We start from the raw sequence: 25637 nt of genomic DNA on the forward strand, positions 1-25637 counted from the left end.
GGCCGTCAGCGGCGCGCCAGCTCTCCATCGAGGAACGTCGCGACATCGGCCAGGTCGACGTCCTTGGCCAGGAACGTCTGCCCGATTCCGCGCATGAGCAGGAAGGGCAGGGTGCCGGCGTCCATCTTTTTGTCGTGCAGCATGTGGTCCTTGAGGCGCATGCCGTCGCAGTCCAGCCCGAGGGCGGAGAGCGAGGCGGGCAGGCCGACTGTCGCGATGTGCGCCGCGATGCGTTCGGCATCCTGGCCGCTCATCAGGCCGATGCGCGCCGAATAACGTGCCGCCAGGACCATGCCGAGTGCGACGCCTTCGCCGTGCAACAGACGATCGGAAAAGCCGGTTTCCGCTTCAAGCGCATGGCCGAAAGTGTGCCCGAGGTTGAGTAGCGCCCGCACCCCGGCGGTTTCCTTCTCGTCTGCGGCGACAATGCGCGCCTTGGCCGCGACGCTGTGGGCGATCGCATACTCGCGCGCGGCGGGATCACCGGCGAGGAGCGCCGTGGCGTTCGCCTCGCACCAGAAGAAGAAATCGGCATCGTCGATCAGGCCGTACTTCACGACCTCGGCATAGCCGGCGCGAACGTCGCGCTGCGGCAGCGTATCAAGCGCGGCCGGGTCGGCGATGACCAGCGCGGGTTGGTGGAATGCCCCGACCAGGTTCTTGCCGACGGGCGTGTTGATCGCGGTCTTGCCGCCGACGCTCGAATCGACCTGTGCCAGCAGCGTCGTGGGGATCTGGATGAAGCCGCAGCCGCGCTTGACCATCGAGGCGGCAAATCCCGTCAAGTCGCCGATCACCCCGCCGCCAAGCGCGATGACGTTGTCCTTGCGCTCGACTTCGTGACGCAGCAGCCAGTCGGCGACTTGCGCGAGGTGCTGCCACGACTTGGTGGCTTCGCCGGCGGGAAGCACCAGCCATTCGCTGGCGATCCCTGCTGCGGCAAGGCTCGCCTCGACCGTCTCGCGCCAGGCGTCTTCGACATGCCTATCGGTGACGACACAGACGGTGTTCTTGCGCAGGAACGGGCGGCACAGCGCGCCGGCACGAGACAGGGCGCCCTGCTCGATGACGACTTCGTAGGGCGCGCCGGCGATGGCGACAGGAATTACAGCCATGCGTCGATAGCCTTCAGAATGCGGTGAGCGGTCGCGGTGTGGGGCTGGTTGCCGCTGAGCACGTGGATCGCGGCCTGTTCGTAGGCACCGCGACGTTCGTTGCGCAGGCGAGTCAGGATTTCACGCGGGTCGCCGGTGCGCAGCAGCGGACGATTGTCGCGGCGACCGACCCGCTCGAGCAGCGTTTCCACGTCGCTGTCGAGCCAGACCGAAATGGCCTTGTCCAGGATCAGCGCGCGCGTTTCGGGATCGGCGAAGGCGCCGCCACCTGTCGCCAGGATCTTGCGCTGCGGTAGCGTGCGCGGGTCGAGCAGCCGGGCGATGACGCGGCGCTCGCCACTGCGAAAGTAGGGTTCGCCATAGGTCGCAAAGATTTCCGGGATCGGCATCTGCGCGGCGCGTTCGATCTCCTCGTCCGCATCGAGGAACGGCACATCGAGGATGGCGGCAAGTTTGCGACCGACGGTGGTCTTGCCCACGCCCATCATGCCGACCAGCACGACCGGCCGGTCGATCCGCCGCGCGATGCGGCCGATTTCCCCCGAAGCTGGAAAGGCGCTGTCTTGGTCCATTGCCGCGCCGCCTATACTTGGGCTAGGGCCAAGCGCAAGCGCCGTGCAGCGAGGCAACGTGAACAACCAGAGTTCGGCACATCAATCCGGCCTTCCCGAGGCAACGGCCCAGGCCCCGGCCCGGTCCTCGTCCAAACCCATGGCGAGCAAGCCGCAGCCGTCCACGCCGCTGGGCGACCGGTTGTGGTCCGCCATCCCCGAGGGACGGGCAGGCATCGCCCTGGGTATCGCTGGCATCGTCGTCGGGGTGCTGCTCGTTGTGCTTGCCATCGCCTGGCATCTTGGTGGTCCGCGCCAGGCCGAATGGATCGAGCAGGGCGTCGCGGTGCCGTCTGGTGCTGCAGTAGGGGAGGGTAACGGCGCATGAGCCCGCGCTTCATCCGCAATGCCCTTCTGGGGTGCGCCTGTCTCGCGAGCATGACCGGTGCGTTGCTTGCGCAGGAATCGCTGCTCCCGCCGGGGTTCGACAAGCCGGCCGCTCCGGCCCGGCCGCAACGTCCGTCGCCTGCGCCTGCTGCGGCCCCCAAGGCTCCGGCCCGTCCTAGTGCCGCGCCCGCGGCAGCCCCTGCGCCCGCAGCGCCGGCACCCGTGCTTCAGGCTCAACCGCTCGACGACAACGCCGACGTGATCGCCGGGGCCGGCGGTGCGCCCACCGCGATCGATCCGCTCGACTCGGTCGATCTCGACGCGCTGATCGCCAAGGCCCGGCCGACGTACGATATCCCCCCGGCGGCGCAGCGCAGCCTGGCGCGCGTCGGCAATATCGACGAGGCCGATGGCGGACTGCCCGCCACCAGCACGCATTACCTGAACGGCCAGTTCGTCGAGCAGCTGTTCGCCCGGATGCGCGGACCGATGGTGTCGCGCTGGGGTCACATCCTGCTGCGCCGCGCGCTGGCCAGCAGGCTCGATACGCCCGTGGGCATGAATGGCGCCGACTGGGCCGCCATGCGGGCCGGGTTGCTGCTGCGCATGGGCGAGGCGGATGCCGCGCGCGCGATGGTGCAGTCCGTCGACAGTGGCTTCTTCACCCCCTCGCTGGAAGACGCGGCGATGGCGAGCTTCCTCGCCACGGCGGATCCTGTCGGTCTGTGCCCGGTCACCGCCCTGACCGCAGCGTCGCGCGCGGGCTTCGACTGGGACATGACCCGCGCGATCTGTTCGGCCTTTACCGGTGACGGGCCGCCGGCGATGGCGCAGCTCGATCGCGTCGCCCGGCGTATTCCCGCGGACCAGCGGATCGACGTGTTGCTGGCGCAGCGTTTTGCCGGTGCCGCCGCCGCCAATCGCCGCGCGGTGACGATCGAGTGGAAGAATGTCGACAGCCTGTCGCCGTGGCGCACCGGTCTCGCTTTCGCCGTCGGTCTTGAGCCGCCGCAACTGCTGCGCGACGAGACTCCTGCCGATTATGCCTTGCTCGCGGTACGCGCGCCGATGCTGCCGCTGGCCTCGCGCTGCGCTGCAGCCGACGTCGCCGCCGGACGCGGTGTCCTGTCGAGCGCGGCGATGATCGACCTCTACAGCCAGGTCGCCGCCATCGACGCGGAGGACGGCGCGCAGCAGGACAAGACCTGGGGGCCGCTGGCGCAGCAACTGCGCACCGCCTACGTCGCGCCGGCGCCCGATGATCGGCTCGCCGCGATCAAGAGCCTGTGGGGCAACGGTGACGACCCGGATCGCGCCTACTCGCGCCTTGTCCTCACCGCCTATGCCGCGGCGCGCGTATTGCCCAACAGCGAAATGGCGGGCGATGCCGGCGGCCTGATCGCCTCGATGCTGACCGCCGGGCTCGATGCCAATGCGGAACGCTGGCTGCGCGTGGTGCCGGCCGGCAGCGAAGCCTGGGGTCTCATCGCCCTGTCCGCGCCGGCCAAGCAGGCCGCCATCAATGGCGATGTCCTCGGCACGTTCCAGGAAGGCGACGACAGCAGCGACGACTTGCGCTCCAAATTCCTGCTGGCCGGATTGATGGGACTTGGCCGCGTCGACGATGCCACGGCGCGCGGTTTCGCGGGCAAGCTCGGCGTCGACCTTGCCCGGCAGACCCGCTGGACCCAGGCCATCGATGCCGCCGCCGAATCGGACAATCCTGCGCTTGTCGCACTGCTCGCCGGCTTCGGGATGCAGGCGTCCAGCTGGGACAAAATGACGGCGCTGCATCTCTATCACGTCGTCTCGGCGCTGCGGCGCGTGGGGCTTGAAGGCGAAGCCCGGATGATCGCCGCCGAGGCCGTGGCGCGGGTGTGACGCCGCCGGCCAAGGCCTCGCCCGCCATCGCCGCCTTCCTGGCGATGATGGCGGCAGAGCGCGGCGCCGCGGCCAATACGCTCGATGCCTATCGCCGGGACCTCCTGGCTGCGGAGGCGCTGGCCGGCGATCTCGTCACCGCCGATGCCGATGCGCTTGCGGTCCTGGCGCAACATTGGGCCGACCTGGCGGCATCGTCGCTGGCTCGGCGCATGTCGGCCTTGCGCCAGTTCATCGCCTTCTGCCTCGATGAAGGACTGCGCGCCGACGACCCGTCGGCCGCCTTGGCGCGCCCGCGAACGCGCCGCCCCCTGCCGCGCTTGCTTGACCACCAGGAGGTGGAGCGCCTGCTGGGCACGGCCGAGGACGAGGCGCGGGCGGGGACACCTGAGGGGATCCGGCTCCTGGCGCTTGTCGAGATGCTCTATGGCTCGGGACTGCGCGCCACCGAACTGGTCTCGCTACCCGTCGCCTCGCTGCCTCGCGATGTGCCGATGATCGCCATCACGGGGAAGGGCGGACAGCAAAGGCTGGTGCCGGTCTCGAGCCGCGCACTGGCGGCCCTGCAACGCTGGCTGGCGGTGCGCCCCGGGGGATCGCGGCACCTGTTCCCCAGCCCGCGCGGCGGTCATTTGACGCGGGTGCGGCTGTTCCAGTTGCTGCGCGACCTGGCGGTCAGGGCCGATCTCGACCCCGCAAAGGTCAGTCCGCATGTCCTGCGTCATGCGTTCGCCACGCACCTGCTCGAGGGTGGTGCTGACCTGCGCGTGCTGCAGACTCTGCTCGGCCATGCCGATATCGCGACGACCGAAATCTATACGCACGTCGATGCCGCGCATCTGGTGGCACTCGTCAACGCTCGACATCCGCTGCGGGACGCGAACGCGGATCATCGCCGGACATCGGGGGACGGCGCAGGGCATTGACCAAATCGGCCCGCCGCCCTAGCGCAGGCGCCATGATTTCGTACCTCGAATTCGAAAAGCCCGTCGCCGCCCTCGAAGCCCGGATCGCCGAACTGCGCGATACGGCTGCCTCCAGCGGCGAACTGGATATCGCCGCCGAGATCCGCCGCCTCGAGACCAAGTCGGCGGATCTGCTGGCCAATACCTATCGCACGCTGACACCCTGGCAGAAGACCCAGGTCGCACGGCATCCGGCCCGGCCGCACTTCCGCGACTATGTCGAGCGGATGTTCACCGGGTTCATGCCGCTTGGCGGCGATCGCCTCTATGGCGAAGACCAGGCGATCATCGGCGGGTTCGCAAGGCTCGGCGATCGCCGCGTCATGCTGATCGGCCATGAGAAGGGCCACGACACGCACAGCCGCATCCGCCACAACTTCGGCATGGGCAAGCCTGAAGGCTACCGCAAAGCGGTGCGCCTCATGGAAATGGCCGATCGCTTCGGCCTGCCGGTGGTGACGCTGGTCGACACCTCAGGCGCATTTCCGGGTGTCGAGGCCGAAGAGCGCGGCCAGGCCGAAGCCATCGCACGTTCGACCGAGGCCTGCCTCGCACTCGGCGTGCCGATGGTCGCGACGATCGTGGGCGAGGGCGGTTCGGGCGGCGCCGTGGCGCTGGCCAGTGCCGAGCGCGTCCTCATGCTCGAGCACGCGGTCTATTCGGTGATCTCGCCCGAAGGCTGCGCCTCGATCCTGTGGCGGACCGCCGAGAAGGCACCCGAGGCCGCCGAGGCGATGAAGGTCACGGCGCAGGACCTGCTCACGCTCGGCGTTATCGACCGCATCGTCCCCGAACCTGTCGGCGGCGCGCACCGCGATGCCGCAGCGGCCTGTACGGCGCTTAGCGCCGCCATAGGGGAGGAACTCGATCACCTGGCCGGCAAGACGCCCGACGCACTTCGCGCACTGCGGGCCGACCGTTTCCTGCGCATCGGCGCCTGACCGGCGCCCGGCTGCGTAACCTCAATCAGACGCCCCAAACGAAAAGGGCGGACAAAGGCCCCCGCCTCTGTCCGCCCTTTTGCTGTGGCGCTGGTGCGAAGCTTAGAGCTTGCCGTCCTGCGCGTTGTTCATGTCGTTCGACACGTAGTTGAAGGTGTTCGACAGCGAGTTGCCCAGCGCGCCCATGGCGGTGATGGCAGCGACGGCGATCAGCGCAGCGATCAGGCCGTATTCGATGGCGGTGGCGCCTTCTTCGTTGCGAAGCAGGTTACGGATAAGGGTCATGAAACTTTCTCCTGAAGCGTTCTTCTATTCCCGGCCCGCTTCACCATGATGCCGCGGACGGCATGGTTTCTACGGATCAATCGCTAAAATGCGCTTAATGACGGGAGGTCGCGTTGTTGGAATGTACCTCGACGATGTGCCAAAGACGGTAGAGTTGATTGGTAAACGACTTCATGCCGAAGACTATCGACAGCGCGAGAACGCCAATCAGCAACCCGTACTCCACGAACGTCATGGCATCGCGGTTGCGCATGATCTTGCGCATCATTTTCAACATTTGCAGGCCCCGTGCACGAGTGCGGATGCGATGATAGGGGATCAGGCCTAAGAAACCCTTGCGCGCTGTCAGGTAAGCGGCGCGATAGTCGTAGAGCAGGGAATTAACCGAAAATGATCACGAATGCCGACGCGGCCGTCACGCCCCATCCTGCACCGACAATGCCGCTTCTCGTCGTCGCCGCAGCGCTCACTCGGGGTGCTGGGGCCGAGGCCGAGGTCCTGCTGCAGCAACGCCCGCCGGGCAAGCATCACGGCGGCCTGTGGGAGTTTCCCGGCGGCAAGGTCGAACCGGGCGAGACACCCGCCAGCGCACTCGCTCGCGAGCTTCACGAAGAACTGGGGATCGTAATTGATCCGCTGGCGCTGCAGCCATTGGGCTTTGCTACCGGTGATCCCGATCCCGATGGGCATCGCGGCGGGATCGTGCTGCTGCTCTATCATTGCATGGCATGGCAGGGCGAGCCCCGGGCACTCGAGGCGGCAGCCGTGCGCTGGCTCGCGGCGCCGCAACTGGTTGACCTCGCGGCCCCAGCGACGATGCCCCCGCTCGATCGTGCGCTGTGCATAACTGCACAAATTTTGTCATGCTAGGCGACACAGCGCTTGCCAACCCTGCCGGTCTGGCATAGAGGCGCGGCTCCCCGGCACCCGTAGCTCAGCTGGATAGAGCATCAGACTACGAATCTGAGGGTCGGACGTTCGAATCGTTCCGGGTGCGCCACCCTGGTCCTTGCCAGTCGCGCCCCAGCCAATATCTCCCCATATTCCGGCACCTTCCGCTCTCCCAATCGCGTGCTTGCAACCGCTTGGCGCTTGGCGGCTGCATCGACGCGATTCCCCAGCGATGATCGGACCGCACAGCCTATTGCCCCGGCCGCCACTCACGTCGTTGCATTGCTGCGCCGCAGCGAGAACTTGCGCGTCTTAGCGAAGGGTTCCGGCAGGCGGTCAGCTGATTTTCGGCTATACTAGTATAACCGAGCCCGGCGTCGATTTTCATGTTCCGAAATGTCGTTTTGCCCTTCGTAGGCCGTTGCGGATCCGCCGGACTTGGTTCATTGGAAACGTGGTTTTGCGAACACGCAGGGCCACGAGGCAGCCAGAATAAGGATATTGAGACTTGGCCAAGTCCGCCAGGCCGCGTGCCGCCAATCCCCGCCCGTCCACGCCGCGCTCGACGACGGCCTCCTCCGCTCCCACCGCCGAGCAGTCCGAAGCCTCGGAAGCGCTGAGCAGCCCGGCCGAAGACGACGCCGAGTTTGCGCTGCGCAGCCTGCAACAGGCCCACGCAAACAACACGCGCTACGACGCCTCGGACGAAGAGCTCACCAAGTTCTACGAGCAGATGGTGCTCATCCGCCGCTTCGAGGAAAAGGCTGGCCAGCTTTATGGTCTGGGCCTGATCGGCGGCTTCTGCCACCTCTACATCGGCCAGGAAGCGGTTGCGGTCGGCCTGCAGTCGGCGCTCAACGAGGGTCACGACAGCGTCATCACCGGTTATCGCGACCACGGCCACATGCTCGCCTACGGCATCGATCCCAAGGTCATCATGGCCGAGCTGACCGGCCGCGGTGCCGGCATCAGCCACGGCAAGGGCGGGTCGATGCACATGTTCTCGACCGAGCACAAGTTCTACGGCGGCCACGGCATCGTCGGCGCGCAGGTGCCGCTTGGCGCAGGGCTTGCCTTCGCGCACAAGTATCGTGACGATGGCGGCGTGTGCATGGCCTATTTCGGCGACGGCGCGGCCAACCAGGGCCAGGTCTACGAGACCTTCAACATGGCGGCGCTGTGGAAGCTGCCGATCGTGTTCGTGGTCGAGAACAACGGCTATGCCATGGGCACCGCGGTCAAGCGCGGCTCGGCCGAAACGCACTTCTATCGTCGCGGCACCGCGTTCCGCATCCCCGGCCTGCCGGTCAACGGCATGGACGTGCTCGAAGTGCGCCAGGCCGCTGAAGTGGCGCTGGAATACGTGCGCGGCGGCAATGGCCCGGTGCTGATGGAGCTCAACACCTATCGCTACCGCGGTCACTCGATGTCCGACCCCGCCAAGTATCGCAGCCGTGAAGAAGTGCAGGAAATGCGCGAGAAGCACGACCCGATCGAGGCCGCCAAGCAGGAACTGCTCAAGCGCGGCGTGAGCGAGGAGGCGATCAAGGAAATCGACAAGAAGATCCGCCAGCAGGTGGCCGAGGCCGCCGACTTTGCCGAAAGCTCGCCCGAGCCCGACATGGCAGAGCTGTATACCGACGTGCTGGTGGAGACGTACTGAGATGGCGATTGAACTGAAGATGCCCGCGCTCTCTCCCACGATGGAAGAGGGCACCCTCGCCAAGTGGCTGGTCAAGCCCGGCGACACGGTCAAGTCCGGCGACATCATGGCCGAGATCGAGACCGACAAGGCGACGATGGAATTCGAAGCCGTCGACGAAGGCACGATCGGCGAACTACTCGTGGCCGAAGGCACCGAAGGCGTGAAGGTCGGCACCGTGATCGCGACGCTCAAGGGCGAGGACGACGATGGCTCTGCCGCCGCGCCCGCTACGGCCGCGGCGCCGACGCCCGAAGCGGCCCCCGCGCCGGCTGAGAACGCGACCGACCACAAGGCCAAGGCCGCGGCTTCGATCGCGCCCAAGACCGACGCCAAACCGGCAGCCGACCCGGAAATCCCGGCCGGCACCGCCATGGTCGCGACCACCGTTCGCGAAGCCCTGCGCGACGCCATGGCCGAGGAAATGCGCGCCGACGACGGCGTGTTCGTGATGGGCGAGGAAGTCGCCGAGTACCAGGGTGCCTACAAGGTGACTCAAGGGCTGCTCGAGGAATTCGGCGCCAAGCGCGTGATCGATACGCCGATCACCGAGTACGGCTTTGCCGGTATCGGGGCCGGTGCGGCGATGGGCGGTCTCAAGCCGATCGTCGAGTTCATGACGTTCAACTTCGCCATGCAGGCGATCGACCACATCATCAACTCGGCAGCCAAGACCAACTACATGTCGGGCGGCCAGATGCGGTGCCCGATCGTGTTCCGTGGTCCCAACGGCGCGGCGGCCCGCGTCGGCGCGCAGCACAGCCAGAACTACGGCCCGTGGTACGCCTCGGTCCCCGGCCTCGTGGTCATCGCGCCCTATGACGCGGCCGATGCCAAGGGCCTGCTAAAGGCCGCGATCCGCAGCCAGGACCCGGTCGTGTTCCTCGAGAACGAGCTGGTCTACGGCCGAACCTTCGACGTTCCGCAGCTCGATGATTTCGTCCTGCCGATCGGCAAGGCGCGGATCGTGCGCGAGGGCAAGGACGTGACGATCGTGTCCTACTCGATCGGCGTCGGCTTCGCGCTCGAAGCGGCGGAAAAGCTTGCCGCCGAAGGCATCGAGGCCGAAGTCGTCGACCTGCGCACGCTGCGTCCGCTCGACAAGGAAACCGTGCTCGCCAGCCTTGCCAAGACCAATCGCATGGTCGTGGCCGAGGAAGGCTTCCCGGTCTGCTCGGTGGCCTCGGAAATCATCGCGATCGCCATGGAAGAGGGCTTCGACAACCTCGACGCCCCGGTCCTGCGCGTGTGCAACGAAGACGTGCCAATGCCCTACGCCGCCAACCTCGAGAAGGCCGCGCTGATCGACGCCGGCAAGATCGTCGAGGCGGTGAAGAAGGTCTGCTACCGCTGAGCAACGATGCACAGGCAACACTTGTGAACGATGTTCTGGATGGCTTGCCGCCGATCGAAAGATTGGCGGCAAGCTATGCTCCGGCGTCCCTGCGCCCGCTTTGGCTGGGCTATTTCGCGCTCGAACAGCGTCTTGCCGACGCCGCCCGCGAGGGGCGCGACACCATCATGATCCAGCTGCGCCTGGCATGGTGGCGCGATCGCCTGGGGGAATCCCCCGATCGCTGGCCCAAGGGCGAGCCGCTGCTTGCGTTGCTGCAACCCTGGCATACCGAGTTGCCGGCCCTAGTCGCCCTTGTCGACGGCCGCGAGGTGCTTCATGCCGGCGAGGGCACATCCTCGGACCTCGACGAGGCCCGCCTCGGCGTCATGCAGGCGCTGGGCCGCATGTCGGGTGCCGGCCACAAAGACGATATCTCGGTCGCAGCGCGCGAATGGGCAGGTCTGACATCCCCCGGCCGCACCGCGCCGCGTCTGCCGCGGGCCATGCGCCCGCTCGCGGTGCTGCGAGGACTGGCGCTGCGGGGCGATGCGGGCTCCCCCATCGGACGCTTTGCCCTCGCCCTGCGCTTGGGTCTGCTCGGGCGCTGATGCTGCCAAATCGGCAGCGCTTCCGGTTCCGCGTCATCCCTGCACTGGCGTAACATTGCCCCTCGGCCAGCCTGGGGGGGACGGCAATGAGCAGAACGCTGTTGGTGGCACTTGGAACGGTTCTGCTGGTGGCGGGCGCGGTGTTCTGGTGGCAGGGCCACGCCGCCATTCGCCAGAATGCTGCGGTCACTGCCGCGCCGAGCGAACAAGCATCGGACGAACCATTCGAGGAAGCGCTGCCCAGCGCCGATGCTGCGGGGCTCGAGGGCCCGGCGCTGCCCCATGCTACCGAGCAGACCAGGGAGCAGCGGCGTTTCGATCACTTCGACAAGGATCGCGATGACCGGATCACGCGCAACGAACTGCTCGCGCCGCGCGCCAAGGATTTTCGCAAGCTCGACGCCGACGGCAACAACCTGCTGACGTTCGAGGAATGGGCGACCTCGACCGTCAACAAATTCAAGGGCGCCGATGCAGATGGCGACGGCGCCCTGACCCGCGCCGAATTCGCGACGACCAAGCAGAAAACCAAGAAGCCGGCCTGCAAGTGCAAGTGACGGGTGCCTGCCTCAGCGCAGCGCAGCGAGGACGGGCTCCAGCGTGTCGAGCAGAACCGTCGGGCGGTCGCGCTCGGACAGGTCGTTGGCGTCCTTCATGATGCCCGTCGTCAGCCCGAGGGCCATGGCCCCGACGGCATTGGCCATCCGCATTTCGAGCGCGGGATCATCCCCGACGACGACCATGGCCTTGCTCGCACTGCGCGGAAGGCCCATGCGCTGGCGCGCGACATCGAACGCGACGCGCGCGGGCTTGCCGAGAATCCTCGCCCGCTTGCCGGACATGGCGGTCAGCATGGCATTGATGGGAAAGCTCGAGCCGATCGCACGGCCCGTCGCAGTCGCAAAGAAGGGCACGTTGCTGGCGGTAAACAGCCGCGCGCCATGCCACAGCGAATCGCACCCGGCCTCGAGCGAGTCGAAGTCGAACTCGCGAAACCACCCGGTATAGACCGCCTCGACGCCGCTCGCCGGCGCGGACGGGTCGATCACGTCGAGGCCGAGATCGCGCAACGGCGCCGCGCAGCCCGCGTTGCCGAGTACTCGCACGCGCCCGATGCCTTGCTGCGCGAACCAGGCCGCCGCCGAGGCCGAAGGCGTCAGCATCTGGTCGTCGGCCACGGGAAAACCGGCCGCGCGCAGCGATGCCGCATAAGCCGCCGGTGCCTTGGCCGTGCCATTGGTAAAGACGACATAGGGCGTGCCGCGCGCCTGCAGTGCCTCGAGCAAGGCGATGGCGTGCGGCAAAGCGCGATGCCCGCCACTGGCCGCATCGCCCAGCGCAATCGTGCCGTCCATGTCGAAAATGAAGCCCGCCGCATCGGCAAGGCGCGCGGCGTGGTCGCGGGAGAGTTGAATCACAGACTGGCTCCGGCATGGAGGGCAAGACGAAAGCCCGGCCGCTCGACGACGAGGTCGCGGGCGGTGGGACGCGCGGCGAGCTGGCGAAGCAGGGACAGCAGCGGCGCTGCCTCGGGCGTATACGTCGAGCGCGACGGTCCGGCGGCGAGCATGGCATCGACCTGCTCGCCCGGCATCACCGCGCGCAGCAGGAATTCCTCGTCGGGCAGATGCTGGCCGAACTGGCGTCGCAGATCGGCCAGCGCGGGGAAGGTTGGCTCGTGCTCCAACTCGCGCGCCCGCGGGCGATCCATGATCGTCGCCAGTACCTCGGCGTCGATCGGCGAAGTGGGCTTGCCGAACTTGCCCAGGCAATAGCGGATCACCTGGTCGGACACCTGCGCATAGCGGTGACTGCCGATCACGTTGAACAGCGCCTGGCTCATGACCATTTGCGGGAAGGGCGTGACCATGATCGGATAGCCAAGCTCGGCGCGGACTTGCTCGGTTTCGGCGATGACGGCGTCGAGGCGGTCTGACAGGCCCAGTTCCGCCAGCTGCCGCGCCGTGGTCGTCATCACCCCACCCGCGATCTGGTGGCGCAGGAAGCTGGCGTCGAAGTTCTGCGGCCTGCCCGGCGGAAGGCCCTCCGCCAGCGCCAGCCGATTCCAGTAGGCCGTGAGGCGGGCGAGGGCGGCGCGGTCGATCTCGACGCAATGGCCCGCCGCCTCCAGATTGGCGAGCGTGCGGTTCGCCTCAGGGAGCGAGGAACCATCGCCCCCCGGCCCGATCCCGACGTGGACGGCCGATACCCCCAGCTTCGCGGCCTCGAGGCTGGCGAGCATGCCCTGGCCGATCGTCGTGTGCGCATGGATTTCCAGCGGCTTGTTTCCGATCACGGCCTTGATGGCGGGGATCAACGTCCGGGCGCGGTCGACCGAAAGCAGGCCACCCGGATCCTTCACGTAGAACAGGTCTATATCGGCACTGCCGGCCAGGGCCCGCGCGAAATCGGCATAGAACTGGTCGGTGTGTACGTCGGAGAGGGTGAAGGTCAGCGCGGCCATGACTTCGGCCTCGCCTTCCTGTTTTACCAGCCGCGCGGCTTCGAGCACGGCGGGAACTTCGTGCATCGGATCGAGCAGCACGAAACGTCCGACGCCGTTGGCCTGGAGCGCGCGGTAGACCAGGCGCATGAACTCGGGGTCGGCCTGCTGCCAGGCGATGAAGCGCAAGCCCGTGGTGATGAACTGCAGCGGCGTGGTCGGCATGGCTGCAGCCATGCGGCGCAGGCGTTCCCACGGGTTGTTGCGAAAGTAGCGGACGGCCACGGCCATGTGGCTCGACGACACGAAGTCGATCGCGCGAAACCCGCAGGCTTCGGTCAGCGCGGCGGCCTGCAGCATATGCGCGGTGTTGAGGCCGGTCGCGCCCCACAGGCTCTGATTGCCGTCGCGCATGGTGACATCGACGAGGCGGATCGCGCTCATGGCTGAAGTCCTGCAAGAAAGCCGGTGTCGACGCCGCCGGCTACGAAGCGCGGATCGGCGAGGATGCGGCGATGAAGTGGGGCGGTCGTCGGCAACCCGTCGATGGCGAGGCGGGCGAGCGCATCGGCCATGCGGGCCACGGCCAAGTCGCGGGTGGCACCATGGACGATCAGCTTGCCCAGCAGCGAATCATAGAACGGCGGCACTTCCCCTCCGCTGGCGATATGGCTGTCGACGCGGATGCCGGGGCCTGCCGGCCAGGCGGCGCGCGCGACCCTTCCGGGGGACGGGCGGAAATCGGCGTCGGGATCCTCGGCGTTGATCCGCACCTCGATGGCATGGCCTTGCGGGCGCACCATGGCCTGGGTCAGCGCAAGCGGCTTGCCCATGGCGACGAGCAACTGTTGCTCGATCAGGTCCACGCCGGTGATCGCCTCGGTCACCGGGTGCTCGACCTGGATGCGGGCGTTCAGCTCGAGAAAGTAGAACGAGAAGTCCTCTGCATCGACGAGGAACTCCGCCGTACCCGCGCCGCGATAGCCGATGTGCCGGGCGAGGCGCACCGCGGCGTCCTCGATCGCGGCCCGCGCCTCTGCCGGCATGGCGGGCGCAGGGGCTTCCTCGACCAGCTTCTGGAAGCGGCGCTGGATCGAGCAGTCGCGCGTGCCCAAGTGGATGGCGCGGACACCGTCGCCGAGGATTTGCACCTCGACGTGGCGGCCCCTGGCCACGAAGCGCTCGACATAGACCGCAGGGTTGCCGAAAGAGGCCTGGGCCTCGGCACGGGCCATGCCCAGCGCAGCGTCGAGATCGTCGGGATGGTCGACCCGGCGCATGCCCTTGCCGCCGCCGCCCGCAACGGCCTTGAGCAGCAGGGGATAGCCGGTTTCCGCAGCCCGCCGACGCACGTCCTCGGCCGTCGGCGCCTCGCCGCCCGGCAGGATCGGCAGGCCGGCCGCAACGGCGAGCGCACGCGCCGCCAGCTTGTCGCCCATACCCTCCAGCGTTTGGATCGCCGGGCCCACGAACGTCATCCCGGCGTCGGCGACTCCTTGCGCGAACGCGGCATTCTCCGACAGGAAGCCATAGCCTGGATGAACCGCATCGCATCCCGCGTCACGCGCGGCGGCGGTGACATTGTCGATGGCAAGGTAGCTAAGCGGCGAGGGGCCGGGCCCCAGCACGACCGTAGCGTCTGCCAGTCGCGCCGGAAGAGACCCGGCATCCGCTTCGGACACGCCGAGCACGACCTCGATCCCCATCCGCCGGGCAGTGCGCAGGACGCGCAAGGCGATCTCGCCGCGATTGGCGATGAACAGGCGCTTGAATGTCATCGACCAGTCTTTCAGTTGAGCCGGAACAGGGCCGTCCCCTTGGCGACGAGCGTGCCATCGGGAACGAGCACGGCCTCGATCGTCCCGGCACGGCCCGCGTGGACCGGGTTCATTAGCTTCATCGTCTCGATGATCCCGACGACGGTCTCGGCCTCAACGGCATCGCCTGCCGCGACGAAGGACGGAGCCCCGGGCTGGGGCGCGTGATAGAACGTGCCGGGCAGCGGGGCGGGTATCGCGTCGGGGTCGAGCGGGGCGTCGGCGGCCGCCCCCACGGCGCTGGCATCGACCTGGCCGGCCCATTGCCATTCCTGCGTGAAGGCGGTCTGCCCGGCGGCCTCGCCGGCATCGGCGGCGGCAAGGCGAAGGCGAAAGCGCCGGGTGGAGACGTCGAGCGCGTCGTAGCCCGATTGCGCGAGGATCTGGGCAATCTCGGCAACGTCCTCGGCGGTCAAAGGCAGGTCGGGTGCGGTCATGGCGGGTCCCGTGATCGTGTGGTCAGGCCGCGACGGCGGGGCGGGCGGCGAGCAGTTCGCGCGCTGCCGCGACCACGGTGTCGGAAAAGGCCTCGTCGTTGAAATGGGCGTCCACCGCCGTGACCGGCACATGCGCGGGCATGACGCTGCGCAAGTATTCGGCAAATGGCGGCGGGATGCTGCGATCCATGATGTGCCCGGCGGGGCTGTCATGGTTGGAAAACCCATGGAGCGGGGTGACGACCCTGACCGGCCCCGCCGCCGAACGGACGTTCTCCGCCAGGTGATCGGCGAGCCGCTTCAGGTCGTCGAGCGTGGTGCGGACCGCCGTCAGCTGCGGGTTGTGCTCGTGATAGCGGCGGCCGGGAAACTGTTCGCGAGCCACGGCGATCGGCCCGGCGATGATGAAATCGGCGTTGCCGGGGGCCAGGACCGTCGGTACCCCGCGCCGCAGTGCAGGCCGACCGCGATCGGGCCCCGCGTCGGCCAGCCCGCCCATGAGGTGATCGAGGATCTCGGTCGGCGAAAGATCGAGAACGAGCGACACGTCCTTGCTTTCGACCAGCGCGTCGAGCGTCGGACCACCTGCGCCCGAGGAATGGAACACCATGACCTCGCAGCCATCGCCCTCGAGCGCCTGGCGGATGCGGCGCACCGAAGCCTCGGTCGTGCCGAGCGTGGTGATGAGCACGAGCGGACGATCGGCCGGCCGGTCGCGGTCATAGCCGCGCGCCATGCCGGCGACGGCATGCGCGGCATTTCGGAAGACATCGCGGCTGATGGTGTTGATGCCCGAGATGTCGGTCACCGCATTCATCATCGCGATGTCCTTGACCCCCATGTAGGGCTTGGTGAAACCCGAAGCCATGGTCGAGACGATCATCTTGGGCAGGCCGTAGGGAAAGCTCTGCATGAGCGCGCCGGCGAGCGCCGAGCCCATCGAGCCACCGATCGCAAGGATCCCGGAAATCGGGTCCTTGGCGTCCCAGGCATGGGCGGCGGCGATGGCGCCGCGGATCATCGCGCTCTGGCACTTGCCCTCGTGCCCGAGGGCGCGGACCTCCTCGATCGTCATCCCGGCAGAGGCTGCAACCTCTTCGGGCGCGATCTCGGCGCCGCCGATCGTGCGGCGGACGCTGGGATCGAGATGAACGACGCGGACGCCGGCCGCCTCGAGCGCGGCGCGGGTAAAGCGGGCTTCCTCTTCCTTGGTGTCCTGCGTGATGACGAGCAGGACGGCGGGCGATATCGCGGGCGCGATGACGGGCGCTGGGGCCCCTTCGGCTTGAGCCATGGTTGTATCCTCTCCCTTGGACCCATGGTGCGTCATCCGGTTTGACTTTGCCAACCGCTATGCGATCCTCGCGTTTCACAAGATGAAACCAGAACAAGAGCGGGACGAGGATGCAGGAGAGGAAGGTGAAAACCGTCCGTGCGCTGGAGCGCGGGCTCGACGTCTTGCTGCAGGTGCAGGCGCGCCGCGCCGCCAGCCTGCACGAGATGCACGTGGCGCTGGGTCTGCCCAAGGCGACATTGCTGCGCATGCTGCAGACGCTGGGGCAGAAAGGCCTGATCTGGCAGCGGCTTGCCGACGGGGCCTATCTCCCGCACGTCGATGCCCGGGCGCGCTCGCAAGCGATCACGCTGGAGCACATCGCCGAAGTTGCTTCACCCTGGCTCAAGGCCTTGTCGACGCGGGTGTCATGGCCCTCGGTACTGGCCGTGCCGCGACTCGATCACATGGAGATCGCCGAAACCAACAGTCCGCTGTTCCGGCTCGACTCGGCGACGCTGGGGCCGGTCGGGGTCAAGTTGTCCTACATCCACACCGCCACGGGGCGGGCCTACCTTGCCGCCTGCAGCGACGAGGAACGCGAAGCGATCATCACCCGGCTGCGGCCGCGCGTGCCCGCGGACGGGTCGGAGGCAGACCTTCGCGCCATCCTCGACGATACGCGGGCGCGGGGCTTTGCCAGCCGCGAGCCATTGCATCCCTGGCCCGACCGCAGCCGCCAGCTGGTGCTGCGCGATGGACGCCGGTCGATGGCGGTCCCGATCCTGCTCGACGGGGCGCCCGTGGCCTCGATCAACATCACCTGGCCGGCCAAGCGTGGGACGGATGACGCCGTCATGCTGCGGCACCTGGGCGCGCTCAAGCATACGGCACGCGAGATCACGCTGGCGATCGAGCGCGCCGTCACGGTCGCCGAGGAGCGGCTTCCACAGGCGCCTTTCCTCGGCGCAAATGGCCCGGTTTCTCCCGCCACGGCACGTCCCGGTCAGGAAACGCGTTTCACTGGATGAAAATAGTTAGTGTCGCTGATTAATTCTTGCGCGCACTGTGCCATGATGCCGCCAACGATACAGGGAAGGGGAAAGCATGCGCCGGTGGCTCGTTCGCAAGGGTGCCCAGTCGCTCGACGACATGGCGCTCGTCGATGTGCCAGAACCTGTGCCGGGCGCAGGCGAGGTCGCGATCCGCGTGCGCGCCTGTTCGCTCAACTATCGTGACCAGCTGATCCCGCTCGGGCATTACTTTGGCGGTGCCGTCGATCGCGATACGGTGCCCTTGTCGGATGGCGCCGGCGAGATCGTGGCGATCGGCGAGGGCGTCGATGGCCTGGCAATCGGCGACCGCGTGGCAGGGCTGTTCTTCCAGAACTGGGCCGACGGCCCAGCTAACCCCGCGGCGGGCCCGGCGCTCGGCGCACCGCCCGCCACGGGCATGCTGCAGGACGTCGTGGTCCTGCCCGCGCATGGCCTCGTGTCGATCCCGCAGTCGCTGACTTTCGAGGAAGCCGCCTGCCTGCCGTGCGCCGGTGTCACTGCATGGAACGCGCTGATGGAAGGGCCGCGCCCGCTTGCGGCCGGCGAAAGCGTGCTCGTGCTCGGCACGGGTGGCGTCTCGCTGATTGCGGCCCAGATCGCCCTCGCTGCCGGCGCCCGCGTCATCGCCACGTCTTCGTCGGATGAAAAGCTCGCGCGGGTCCGTGCGCTTGGCGTCAGCGAGACGATCAATTATCGCACCACGCCCGACTGGGGCGCCGAGGCCGCGCGGCTGGCCGGCGGCGGCGTCGACCACGTGGTCGAGGTGGGCGGCGCCGGAACGCTGGCGCAGAGCATCCCGGCGGTCAACTTCGCCGGCGAAATCGCGCTGATCGGCGTGCTGACGCGCAGCGGGGACACCAGCCCGCATGGCCTGATGATGAAAGGTGCCAGCCTGCGCGGCATCTTCGTCGGCTCTCGCGGCATGGCTGTGCGATTGCACGATTTTGTCGATGCCCACAGCATCAAGCCGGTGATCGACCGGCGCTTCACCATGGAAGAGGCGCTGGACGCGTGGCGATACCAGTCCTCGCCGGGATTGTTCGGAAAGGTCGTGATCACGCTGTGATTCGCCCGCCATACCAAGTTTAGCGCGACGGCCCGCAAAAGGGCCGCGCGTCCTGAAGGAGAGGTAGGCGCATCGTGCCGCGCAGCCGCAATTGGCGGTGCGTGGGGCCATGCGCCTTGCTGAAAGGATCTGCGTGACGTGACCAGTCCTGCCCAAATTGCCATGACCGGGACGGCGGCTTCGGCCGACCTCCTCGGCTATGGCCAGCCGATCGGCGGCATTTGCCAGACGGCCTTTGTCGTCCGCGACATCAATGCCGCGATCGACCATTTTGTCCGCGATTGCGCCGCCGGGCCGTTCTTCCTCCTTCCCAGCTTTCTGGTTGAAGGCCAGGTCTATCGGGGTACGCCGTCGACGGCGGACGTCGCCATCGCGATGGGGTTCGCCGGGCACATGCAGATCGAGCTGATCCAGCCGCTCGACGACAACCCTTCGGTCTATCGCGAGACGATCGAGGCGCGCGGCTACGGATTCCACCACTTCGGCATCGCGCTGCGCGATGTCGACGCCGCGCTGCCCGGCTATCTCGCCCGCGGCTACAACCTTGCGTTCCGGGCACCCGTTCCGACGGGCGGGGCGGTCGCCTATCTCGAAGGCGGGCACGATGCGTCGCCCGGCTTCGTCGAGCTGATCCCCGCGAATGATGGCATGGACCACCACTTCACGATGATGTGGCAGGCCTCGCAAGGCTGGGACGGCAGCGATCCGGTGAGGCCGTTCCTGTGAGCGGCGGCACGGCCACGCGCGCCTCGGGGCGTTATCAGGTCTGGGTTACGGGGCTGCTCAGCCTCAACTTCGGCATCCTGTTCTTTGATCGCAACGCGCTCAATTTCCTGATGCCGTTCGTGCAGCCCGACCTGCACCTCAGCAACACGCAGGTCGGTCTGTTCAGTTCGGCGCTGTCGCTGACCTGGGCGCTGTCCGGCTTCGTCGTCGGCCGGGTGTCGGACAAGCTGGGGGCGCAGAAGGCGGTAGTCGTCGTCGCCACCCTGGCGTTCTGCGCCTGCTCGGTGGTGTCGGGTCTTGCCACCTCGTTCCTCATGCTGCTCGGCGCGCGCCTGCTGATGGGCGCGGCCGAGGGCGGAGTCATGCCCGTCAGCCATGCCATGATCGTGGGCGAAGTCGCGCCCGAGCGGCGCGGCCTTGCCATGGGCGTCGCTCAGAACCTTGGCTCCAACCTGCTGGGCTCGGGCCTCGCCCCGATCCTCCTGGTGCCGCTTGCCGTCGCCTATGGCTGGCGCGAGGGGTTCTACCTCGCCGCAGCGCCGGGTCTCGTGACGGCAGCCCTGATCTGGTTCACCCTGCGTGAACCGCCACAGGTCGAGCATCACGGTGCAGGGCCCAAGGTCACGCTGCGCGAGGCCTTCGCCCATCGCAACGTCGTGCTCTGTGCGCTGATCGCCATCCTGCTGGTCTCCTACCTGGTCGTCTGCTGGGCCTTCATGCCGCTGTTCCTGACGAACGGGCGCGGGTTCGACCCGCAGGTCATGGGCTGGTTGATGGCGACGCTGGGCATCTCGGCGGGGATCGGCAGCTTCGCGGTGCCGGCGCTGTCCGACGCAATCGGCCGCCGCCCCGTGATGATCGGCTTTGCCTTTCTCGGCGCGATCCTGCCGCTTGGTGCGATCTACTATACCGGCTCTGTGTGGGTGCTCGCGGCGATCTTCTTCTTCGGCTGGGCGCTCAATGGCCTGTTCCCGATGTTCATGGCCACGATCCCGGCCGAGAGCGTCGATCCCCGGCTGACCGCCACACTGACCGGCGTGGTCATGGGCATCGGCGAAGTGCTGGGCGGCGTGCTGAGCCCGTTCATCGCAGGATCGCTCGCCGACCGGTTCGGCCTCGCGGCGCCGGTCTGGCTGATGTTCGGCCTGTGCCTCGTCGCCGGCGTCCTCGCGCTCGGCCTGATCGAAAGCGCGCCCCGGGTCGTCGCTCGGCGGTCAGGGCGCGGGCTTTCATCGACGGCGCCGCTGACGGGGCCGAATACAGGGGCCGCCTGACCTATCATCGTTGAGGGAGTTCATTGCCATGACTGCCGTACAACGCTTCGCCACCGATGCCATCGCGCCCGACCAGCGCCTCGGCTTCTGGAACGACCTGGTTGACCGGATCTACACCGGAACATACGTCAAGACGCGCAACGCCACGTTCTCGGGCGAGATGTGGTCGTGGAACGTGGGCGACCTCGCGATGATCCGGCCGCGGTCGACCGCCTCGTTCGTCGGCCGCCAGGGGCAGGACGCCGCCGATGAACGCCTGATCCTCCACCTGCAGTGCCGGGGCACCAGCCTCTATCGCGAGAAGCGGGGCGAGAGTCAGCTCGATACCGGCGACTTCGTCATCGGCTCGCCGCACCACGCCTATTCGCTCGATCTTTCGGCGCACGAACTGCTGGTCGTCGAGTTTCCCCGGGCCCCGCTGGCCGAGCGCGTCCCGGGGCTCGACGACATGCTCAGCAAGCGGCTGTGCGGCGCGACGCCGGGTGGCCGGGTGTTCCACGATTTCCTGCGCTCGCTGTGGCATCAGGGTGACCAGAGCGCGCAGGACCCGGAGTGGCAGGAAGGCGTCAGCAGCGTGTTCTACGATCTGGCAGCGCTTGCCGTGCGCGGCGCAGTCCGCCCCGAGACACGCCAGGCCGGGGACCATGCCCTGCGCGACCGCGTCGTCGCGCTGGTCGAGGCACACCTCGGTGATCCTGCGCTGCGCACCACCACGCTGGCCGATGCCTGCCACACGTCGGTCCGCACGATCCAGAACCTGTTCGCGACAATGGGCACGACGCCCAGCGCATTCATTCTCGAGCGTCGCCTGCAGCGCGCTGCCGAACGCATCGTTGCCAGCCCCGGTGCCAGCATCACCGAGATCGCCTTCGAGATGGGCTTCAACGACAGCGCCTATTTTGCGCGCTGCTTCCGCCAGCGTTTCGGGACGACGCCGCGCGACTGGCGACAGCATAAGGCCTGAAAGCCGAAAATATCCGGCCTGTTGCGCCACAGTCCGGATCACTTGCGCTCCAATGCAAGCGCGACCTCGCACGAGGTCCTAGTTTTTGCCGCAGCGGGTTCGTCAGTCAGGGGCTGCGAATACCAGCGGAATTAAAAAAGGGAGAGGACAACCATGAAACTCGCACCGGTTTCTTTGGCCGCATTGGCCATAGCCACTGCCAGCCCGGCGCTGGCCCAAGGCGCCCCGCAGGCGGATCCCGCCGCGCAGGAAGCGCCGCAGTCGAGCAACGGCGGCATTCAGGAAATCGTCGTCACCGCGCAGAAGCGCGCCGAAAACGTCCAGGACGTGCCGATCGCGATCAGCGCCTTCACAGCCAGCGCCCTGCAGGAGCGCGCGGTGACCAGCGTGTCGTCGCTGTCGAACATCGCGCCCAACGTGACGCTCGATGCCGGTACGCCGTTCTCGGGGTCGAGCCAGGTGCTGGCCGCCTATATCCGCGGTATCGGCGCCAACGACTTCGCCTTCAACATCGACCCCGGCGTGGGCATCTACCTCGACGGCGTCTACCTGGCGCGCTCGGTCGGTGCCAACCAGGACCTGCCCGACGTCGATCGCGTCGAAGTGCTGAAAGGTCCGCAGGGCACGCTGTTCGGCCGCAACACCATCGGCGGCGCGATCTCGATCGTCACGCATGATCCGGGCGATACCTTCCGTTTCGTCGGCAGCGCGATGACCGGCAGCTACAGCCTGTTCAGCGCCAAGGGCACGGTCGACATGCCGTTGGCGGACAAGCTGTCCTCGTCGGTGGCGTTCTCGATCACCAAGCGCGACGGCTACCTGCACCGCATCCCATTCCCGGGTGCCGGCAATTATGCGTCGGACCCGATTACCTCGCTCAAGGCGGCCGGCTATGGCAACCAGGGCTACGGCACTGAAGGCGGTGACAACACCTGGAACCTGCGCGGCAAGATCCGCTACAACGGCGACGGCATCCGCGCCACGTTGAGCGGCGATTACAGCAAGACCGACACCTCGCAGATCGCCAACAAGGTCATCACCACGTTCCCGGCGGTCTTTGCCGGCACCTACAACTGCGCCATTGCGGGCAATCCCACCGTGACGCAGGGCGGCGTGACCGGGCCGTGCGACAGCTTCATCGGCGGACCGCCCTCGGCCGCATTCCTCTATCGCCGCGGCGGGCTCAATTCGATCCTCGACCTGCCGGCGATCTATGGCGTCAACGCCGATGCCAATCCGGACAACAACCGACTGCCCTATGACAATCGGTTCGTCACCAACAACATCGACACGTCCTACGCCAACGGCAACAATTTCAACAAGCTGAAGCAGGGCGGCGCGGCGCTGACGCTGGACTTCGACCTGTCGGACGAGGCCTCGATCAAGTCCATCACCGCCTATCGCGAGCTGCACTGGGTCGTGGGCATGGACCTCGACAACTCGCCGCTCAACTTCCTGCACACCAGCTTCTCGATGAACCAGAAGCAGTTCAGCCAGGAACTGCAGCTGACCGGCACAGCGGCGGAAAAGAAGCTCAAGTACGTGCTGGGCGCCTACTATTTCCGCGAGAGCGGCGACCTGCACGACTACGTGACGTTTGCCGAGGGCCTGCTGCAGGTCGACGGGCCGAACACGCTGGCGACGCGCAACTACGCGTTCTACGGCCAGCTGGACTATGCCTTCTCCGACCTGATCGCGATTACCGTCGGTGGCCGCTATACCCACGAGAACAAGGAATTCGAGGGCTTCCAGTCCGACGCCAACGGCCTCAACTACAAGCTCGCCAATTTCTTCGGCGATCCCAACTGCGCATCGCTCAACCCGATCAGCAACCAGTGCCGGATCGACAACAACTTCCCCAACCCCGGGCAGCCGCTGCGGTATTATATCGCGGGCGTCCAGAAGAAGACCTTCAGCAACTTCTCACCCAAGGTCGGCCTGCAGATCCACCCGAACGACGACGTCATGCTCTATGCCAGCTGGTCGAAGGGCTACAAGACCGGCGGCTGGACCACGCGCCTGTCGAACCCGCTGCCCTATGCACCGGGCTTCGGTCCTGAAAAGGCGACCACATACGAAGCGGGCGTGAAGTCTCAGTTGCTCGATCGCCACCTGCAGATCAACGCCGCTGCCTTCTGGACCGACTACAAGGGCATCCAGCTCAACTTCCAGCAGGGTGTCTCGCCGACCATCCAGAACGCCGGCGATGCGCGGATCAAGGGCTTCGAGGTCGAGATCGTCGCCGCGCCCGTGACCGGTTTCACCATCACCGGCTCGCTCGGCTACACCGATGCCAAGTACACCAGCGTCGATGGGCCGGCCCGTGTCGCGCCGTCTGCGCTGCAGGCAGGCGTCGCGCCCGGCATCTCGCTGCCCAAGACCCCGAAGTGGAAGTTCAACGTCGCACCGCGCTACCAGGCGGACCTGGGCAGCCACGGCTCGCTGGTGTTCCTCGCCGACGCGACCTTCACCGGCAAGATGAAGAACGACACCGAGGGCACGTTCCTGCTCGACCGCCCGGCGACGACCGTCATCAACGGCTCGATCACCTACCGCGCGCCCGAGGAGCACTGGGAGCTGACCGTCGGCGGCACCAACCTCACCAACGAGCGCTACCTGACGACCGGCCAGGCGCAGCTGGCAGGTGGCCAGATCTACGGTACCTACAGCCGCCCGGCCGAATGGTACGCGCGCGTCGGCGTCAAGTTCTGACCTGACCCTTGGCGGGAGGCGCTGCGGTTCGCGCCGCGGCCCTCCCGCTACCCCCAAAGGAGTGACACCGATGCCCCAGGCGGCACACAGCGAATTCTGGAAGGACATCAAGCCGGTCGAGAAGGTGTTCCGCGAAGGCGGGCTGCCCGAGGTCTACATGCCCAAGATCGCCGAGGGCGACGAGCGGTACTGGGTGCCGATCAGCGAGACGGTCTTCTCCAAGCCGGTCTGGATCAGCCCGACCAAGAACATGTGGGCCGACGTGCTGATGAGCAAGCAGGCCGGTCTGGTGAACCGCCATTATCACCCGCATCCGATCTGGGCCTACACCATCAGCGGCAAATGGGCCTATCTCGAGCACGAGTGGACGGCAACGGCCGGGGACTTCATTTACGAGACGCCCGGCGAGAGCCACACTCTCGTTTGTTACGAACACGAAGACCCGATGAAGGTGTTCTTCGTCGTCTCCGGGCCGCTGATGTGGCTCGACGACGCGGGCAACACGATCGGTCACTACGACGTGTTCGATTACATCGCGGCCGCCCGCGCGCACTATGCCGCGGTCGGCATCGGCGCAGACTACGTCGATACCCTGATCCGCTGAACCGAAAGGCCAATGCCATGACCGTGATGACCGCACCCCCCTCCGACAAGGCGGCCATTGTCGACGTCAAGTTTCCTCACAAGGCGCTGGTCGAACGCCTCAGCCCCGGTGGCCGCTACATCGACGCGGCCACTGACGTCGACAGCCCCTGGGTACCGTTTGGCGACAATGCCGCGATCAAGCACCTCGCGTTCGACGTGCGCCAGAACCTGTTTTCCAACATCCTCTGGGTCAAGGCGCCGGGCGTGATCGGCACGCATTTCCATCGCGGCACGATCACCATGGTCTGCCTCGAAGGCTCGGTGCGGTACCTTGAATACGACTGGGTGGCGACGCCCGGCGGGCTGATCCTCGAGACCCCCGGTGAAAGCCACACGCTGGTCACCGACCATCCCCAGGGATGCAAGCTGTTCGGCTGGATGCAGGGCCCGATCGACTTCTACGACGAAGACGCAAACCTCATCGATACGACCGACGTCTGGTGGTTCATCAACCACTACGAGACCTATTGCCGCGAACACGGCATCGCCATCAATCCCAAGCTCTATCTGTAAGGCCCCTCATCATGGCTAGCATGAAAGCACCGCCGTCCTCGGCATACGAG

Annotated in this window: 26 protein-coding genes and 1 tRNA gene; 18 read left to right on the forward strand and 9 right to left on the reverse strand. The window is 67.0% G+C overall.

Annotated features, from left to right (window positions below; translation table 11 throughout):
* Positions 1-5: 5 nt before the first annotated feature.
* A complete protein-coding gene (aroB, locus tag V7Q48_RS03320; RefSeq protein WP_333836250.1) occupies positions 6-1115 on the reverse strand; it encodes a 3-dehydroquinate synthase in 1110 nt (369 codons plus the stop codon).
* Positions 1106-1687, reverse strand: coding sequence for a shikimate kinase (locus V7Q48_RS03325; protein WP_333836252.1), 582 nt, complete (start codon positions 1685-1687; stop codon positions 1106-1108). Before V7Q48_RS03325 ends, aroB begins: the two co-directional genes overlap by 10 nt.
* Positions 1688-1826: 139 nt before the next feature.
* Between V7Q48_RS03325 and V7Q48_RS03330 the strand changes: the two genes are divergently transcribed.
* Genes V7Q48_RS03330 through V7Q48_RS03345 form a run of 4 tightly spaced genes read left to right on the forward strand, consistent with a single transcriptional unit; the run spans position 1827 to position 5840 of the window.
* Positions 1827-2054, forward strand: a complete 228-nt coding sequence (locus tag V7Q48_RS03330) for a hypothetical protein (RefSeq protein ID WP_333836253.1) — start codon at positions 1827-1829, stop codon at positions 2052-2054.
* Entirely contained in the window at positions 2051-3934 is a 1884-nt protein-coding gene (locus tag V7Q48_RS03335) for a hypothetical protein (RefSeq protein ID WP_333836254.1), read from the forward strand. The genes V7Q48_RS03330 and V7Q48_RS03335 overlap by 4 nt, the downstream gene beginning before the upstream one ends.
* Positions 3931-4860, forward strand: a complete 930-nt coding sequence (locus tag V7Q48_RS03340) for a tyrosine recombinase (RefSeq protein WP_333836255.1) — start codon at positions 3931-3933, stop codon at positions 4858-4860. The genes V7Q48_RS03335 and V7Q48_RS03340 overlap by 4 nt, the downstream gene beginning before the upstream one ends.
* 32 nt (positions 4861-4892) lie before the next feature.
* Positions 4893-5840 (forward strand): acetyl-CoA carboxylase carboxyltransferase subunit alpha, encoded by a 948-nt coding sequence (locus V7Q48_RS03345; protein ID WP_333836256.1) that lies wholly within the window; start codon positions 4893-4895, stop codon positions 5838-5840.
* Between the two features lie 102 nt (positions 5841-5942).
* Here the strand turns inward: V7Q48_RS03345 and V7Q48_RS03350 are convergent, their stop codons facing one another.
* Together V7Q48_RS03350 and V7Q48_RS03355 are read right to left on the reverse strand one after the other, a co-directional pair.
* Positions 5943-6125, reverse strand: a complete 183-nt coding sequence (locus V7Q48_RS03350; protein WP_333836257.1) for a Flp family type IVb pilin — start codon at positions 6123-6125, stop codon at positions 5943-5945.
* A gap of 94 nt (positions 6126-6219) precedes the next feature.
* Complete coding sequence (locus tag V7Q48_RS03355) at positions 6220-6393, reverse strand: Flp family type IVb pilin (protein ID WP_333836258.1); 174 nt, start codon at positions 6391-6393, stop codon at positions 6220-6222.
* 122 nt (positions 6394-6515) lie between these two features.
* Here V7Q48_RS03355 and V7Q48_RS03360 point away from each other — a divergent pair, with 122 nt between their 5' ends.
* The 6 genes from V7Q48_RS03360 to V7Q48_RS03385 all read left to right on the forward strand — a co-directional run bounded on the left by V7Q48_RS03360 (position 6516) and on the right by V7Q48_RS03385 (position 11219).
* A complete protein-coding gene (locus tag V7Q48_RS03360) occupies positions 6516-6995 on the forward strand; it encodes a (deoxy)nucleoside triphosphate pyrophosphohydrolase (protein ID WP_333836259.1) in 480 nt (159 codons plus the stop codon).
* A 53-nt stretch (positions 6996-7048) separates the two neighbouring features.
* Positions 7049-7125: transfer RNA gene (locus V7Q48_RS03365), tRNA-Arg, on the forward strand.
* 543 nt (positions 7126-7668) lie between these two features.
* The gene (pdhA, locus tag V7Q48_RS03370; protein WP_442947084.1) at positions 7669-8679 is read left to right on the forward strand and encodes a pyruvate dehydrogenase (acetyl-transferring) E1 component subunit alpha; all 1011 of its coding nucleotides are present in this window, start codon (positions 7669-7671) and stop codon (positions 8677-8679) included.
* Position 8680: 1 nt separating this feature from the next.
* Positions 8681-10072 (forward strand): pyruvate dehydrogenase complex E1 component subunit beta, encoded by a 1392-nt coding sequence (locus tag V7Q48_RS03375; protein WP_333836262.1) that lies wholly within the window; start codon positions 8681-8683, stop codon positions 10070-10072.
* Between the two features lie 23 nt (positions 10073-10095).
* A complete protein-coding gene (locus V7Q48_RS03380; RefSeq protein WP_333836263.1) occupies positions 10096-10662 on the forward strand; it encodes a hypothetical protein in 567 nt (188 codons plus the stop codon).
* Between the two features lie 86 nt (positions 10663-10748).
* Positions 10749-11219: an EF-hand domain-containing protein gene (locus tag V7Q48_RS03385; RefSeq protein WP_333836264.1), complete on the forward strand. Its 471-nt coding sequence runs from the start codon at positions 10749-10751 to the stop codon at positions 11217-11219.
* 12 nt (positions 11220-11231) lie between these two features.
* Here V7Q48_RS03385 and V7Q48_RS03390 read toward each other — a convergent pair whose 3' ends face one another.
* Genes V7Q48_RS03390 through V7Q48_RS03410 form a run of 5 tightly spaced genes read right to left on the reverse strand, consistent with a single transcriptional unit; the run spans position 11232 to position 16653 of the window.
* Entirely contained in the window at positions 11232-12080 is an 849-nt protein-coding gene (locus V7Q48_RS03390; RefSeq protein WP_333836266.1) for an HAD-IIA family hydrolase, read from the reverse strand.
* Entirely contained in the window at positions 12077-13549 is a 1473-nt protein-coding gene (locus V7Q48_RS03395) for a biotin carboxyl carrier protein (protein ID WP_333836267.1), read from the reverse strand. Before V7Q48_RS03395 ends, V7Q48_RS03390 begins: the two co-directional genes overlap by 4 nt.
* Entirely contained in the window at positions 13546-14883 is a 1338-nt protein-coding gene (locus V7Q48_RS03400) for an acetyl-CoA carboxylase biotin carboxylase subunit (RefSeq protein WP_333836269.1), read from the reverse strand. The genes V7Q48_RS03395 and V7Q48_RS03400 overlap by 4 nt, the downstream gene beginning before the upstream one ends.
* Before the next feature lie 11 nt (positions 14884-14894).
* On the reverse strand, positions 14895-15359 hold the full coding sequence (locus tag V7Q48_RS03405; protein WP_333836270.1) for an acetyl-CoA carboxylase biotin carboxyl carrier protein: 465 nt from the start codon (positions 15357-15359) through the stop codon (positions 14895-14897).
* A gap of 22 nt (positions 15360-15381) precedes the next feature.
* Complete coding sequence (locus V7Q48_RS03410; RefSeq protein ID WP_333836272.1) at positions 15382-16653, reverse strand: Tm-1-like ATP-binding domain-containing protein; 1272 nt, start codon at positions 16651-16653, stop codon at positions 15382-15384.
* Positions 16654-16778: 125 nt separating this feature from the next.
* Between V7Q48_RS03410 and V7Q48_RS03415 the strand changes: the two genes are divergently transcribed.
* The 8 genes from V7Q48_RS03415 (at position 16779) to V7Q48_RS03450 (ending at position 25587) form a co-directional block, all read left to right on the forward strand.
* Complete coding sequence (locus tag V7Q48_RS03415; RefSeq protein WP_333836273.1) at positions 16779-17663, forward strand: helix-turn-helix domain-containing protein; 885 nt, start codon at positions 16779-16781, stop codon at positions 17661-17663.
* A 76-nt stretch (positions 17664-17739) separates the two neighbouring features.
* A complete protein-coding gene (locus V7Q48_RS03420) occupies positions 17740-18753 on the forward strand; it encodes a zinc-dependent alcohol dehydrogenase family protein (RefSeq protein WP_333836274.1) in 1014 nt (337 codons plus the stop codon).
* A gap of 138 nt (positions 18754-18891) precedes the next feature.
* Positions 18892-19479, forward strand: coding sequence for a VOC family protein (locus tag V7Q48_RS03425; protein WP_333836275.1), 588 nt, complete (start codon positions 18892-18894; stop codon positions 19477-19479).
* Positions 19476-20753, forward strand: a complete 1278-nt coding sequence (locus tag V7Q48_RS03430; RefSeq protein ID WP_333836276.1) for an MFS transporter — start codon at positions 19476-19478, stop codon at positions 20751-20753. The genes V7Q48_RS03425 and V7Q48_RS03430 overlap by 4 nt, the downstream gene beginning before the upstream one ends.
* A gap of 28 nt (positions 20754-20781) precedes the next feature.
* Positions 20782-21717, forward strand: a complete 936-nt coding sequence (locus V7Q48_RS03435) for a helix-turn-helix domain-containing protein (RefSeq protein ID WP_333836277.1) — start codon at positions 20782-20784, stop codon at positions 21715-21717.
* Between the two features lie 153 nt (positions 21718-21870).
* Positions 21871-24429: a TonB-dependent receptor gene (locus tag V7Q48_RS03440; protein WP_333836278.1), complete on the forward strand. Its 2559-nt coding sequence runs from the start codon at positions 21871-21873 to the stop codon at positions 24427-24429.
* 70 nt (positions 24430-24499) lie between these two features.
* Positions 24500-25033, forward strand: coding sequence for a 2,4'-dihydroxyacetophenone dioxygenase family protein (locus tag V7Q48_RS03445; protein WP_333836279.1), 534 nt, complete (start codon positions 24500-24502; stop codon positions 25031-25033).
* Positions 25034-25059: 26 nt separating this feature from the next.
* Entirely contained in the window at positions 25060-25587 is a 528-nt protein-coding gene (locus V7Q48_RS03450; RefSeq protein ID WP_333836281.1) for a 2,4'-dihydroxyacetophenone dioxygenase family protein, read from the forward strand.
* Positions 25588-25637: the final 50 nt, after the last annotated feature.

This window comes from Novosphingobium sp. (assembly GCF_036803765.1).
Lineage (GTDB): Bacteria > Pseudomonadota > Alphaproteobacteria > Sphingomonadales > Sphingomonadaceae > Novosphingobium.

What these genes read in the sequence shown, in the direction of transcription:
- V7Q48_RS03330 (WP_333836253.1), top strand. Translation starts at nt 1,827, where the DNA reads ATGGCGAGCAAGCCGCAGCCGTCCACGCCGCTGGGCGACCGGTTGTGG.
- V7Q48_RS03435 (WP_333836277.1), top strand. Translation starts at nt 20,782, where the DNA reads ATGACTGCCGTACAACGCTTCGCCACCGATGCCATCGCGCCCGACCAG.
- V7Q48_RS03420 (WP_333836274.1), top strand. Translation starts at nt 17,740, where the DNA reads ATGCGCCGGTGGCTCGTTCGCAAGGGTGCCCAGTCGCTCGACGACATG.
- V7Q48_RS03350 (WP_333836257.1), bottom strand. Translation starts at nt 6,125, where the DNA reads ATGACCCTTATCCGTAACCTGCTTCGCAACGAAGAAGGCGCCACCGCC.
- V7Q48_RS03325 (WP_333836252.1), bottom strand. Translation starts at nt 1,687, where the DNA reads ATGGACCAAGACAGCGCCTTTCCAGCTTCGGGGGAAATCGGCCGCATC.
- V7Q48_RS03400 (WP_333836269.1), bottom strand. Translation starts at nt 14,883, where the DNA reads ATGACATTCAAGCGCCTGTTCATCGCCAATCGCGGCGAGATCGCCTTG.
- V7Q48_RS03395 (WP_333836267.1), bottom strand. Translation starts at nt 13,549, where the DNA reads ATGAGCGCGATCCGCCTCGTCGATGTCACCATGCGCGACGGCAATCAG.
- V7Q48_RS03375 (WP_333836262.1), top strand. Translation starts at nt 8,681, where the DNA reads ATGGCGATTGAACTGAAGATGCCCGCGCTCTCTCCCACGATGGAAGAG.
- V7Q48_RS03385 (WP_333836264.1), top strand. Translation starts at nt 10,749, where the DNA reads ATGAGCAGAACGCTGTTGGTGGCACTTGGAACGGTTCTGCTGGTGGCG.
- V7Q48_RS03440 (WP_333836278.1), top strand. Translation starts at nt 21,871, where the DNA reads ATGAAACTCGCACCGGTTTCTTTGGCCGCATTGGCCATAGCCACTGCC.
- V7Q48_RS03360 (WP_333836259.1), top strand. Translation starts at nt 6,516, where the DNA reads ATGATCACGAATGCCGACGCGGCCGTCACGCCCCATCCTGCACCGACA.
- V7Q48_RS03335 (WP_333836254.1), top strand. Translation starts at nt 2,051, where the DNA reads ATGAGCCCGCGCTTCATCCGCAATGCCCTTCTGGGGTGCGCCTGTCTC.
- V7Q48_RS03355 (WP_333836258.1), bottom strand. Translation starts at nt 6,393, where the DNA reads ATGATGCGCAAGATCATGCGCAACCGCGATGCCATGACGTTCGTGGAG.
- aroB (WP_333836250.1), bottom strand. Translation starts at nt 1,115, where the DNA reads ATGGCTGTAATTCCTGTCGCCATCGCCGGCGCGCCCTACGAAGTCGTC.
- V7Q48_RS03405 (WP_333836270.1), bottom strand. Translation starts at nt 15,359, where the DNA reads ATGACCGCACCCGACCTGCCTTTGACCGCCGAGGACGTTGCCGAGATT.
- V7Q48_RS03445 (WP_333836279.1), top strand. Translation starts at nt 24,500, where the DNA reads ATGCCCCAGGCGGCACACAGCGAATTCTGGAAGGACATCAAGCCGGTC.
- V7Q48_RS03410 (WP_333836272.1), bottom strand. Translation starts at nt 16,653, where the DNA reads ATGGCTCAAGCCGAAGGGGCCCCAGCGCCCGTCATCGCGCCCGCGATA.
- V7Q48_RS03345 (WP_333836256.1), top strand. Translation starts at nt 4,893, where the DNA reads ATGATTTCGTACCTCGAATTCGAAAAGCCCGTCGCCGCCCTCGAAGCC.
- V7Q48_RS03450 (WP_333836281.1), top strand. Translation starts at nt 25,060, where the DNA reads ATGACCGCACCCCCCTCCGACAAGGCGGCCATTGTCGACGTCAAGTTT.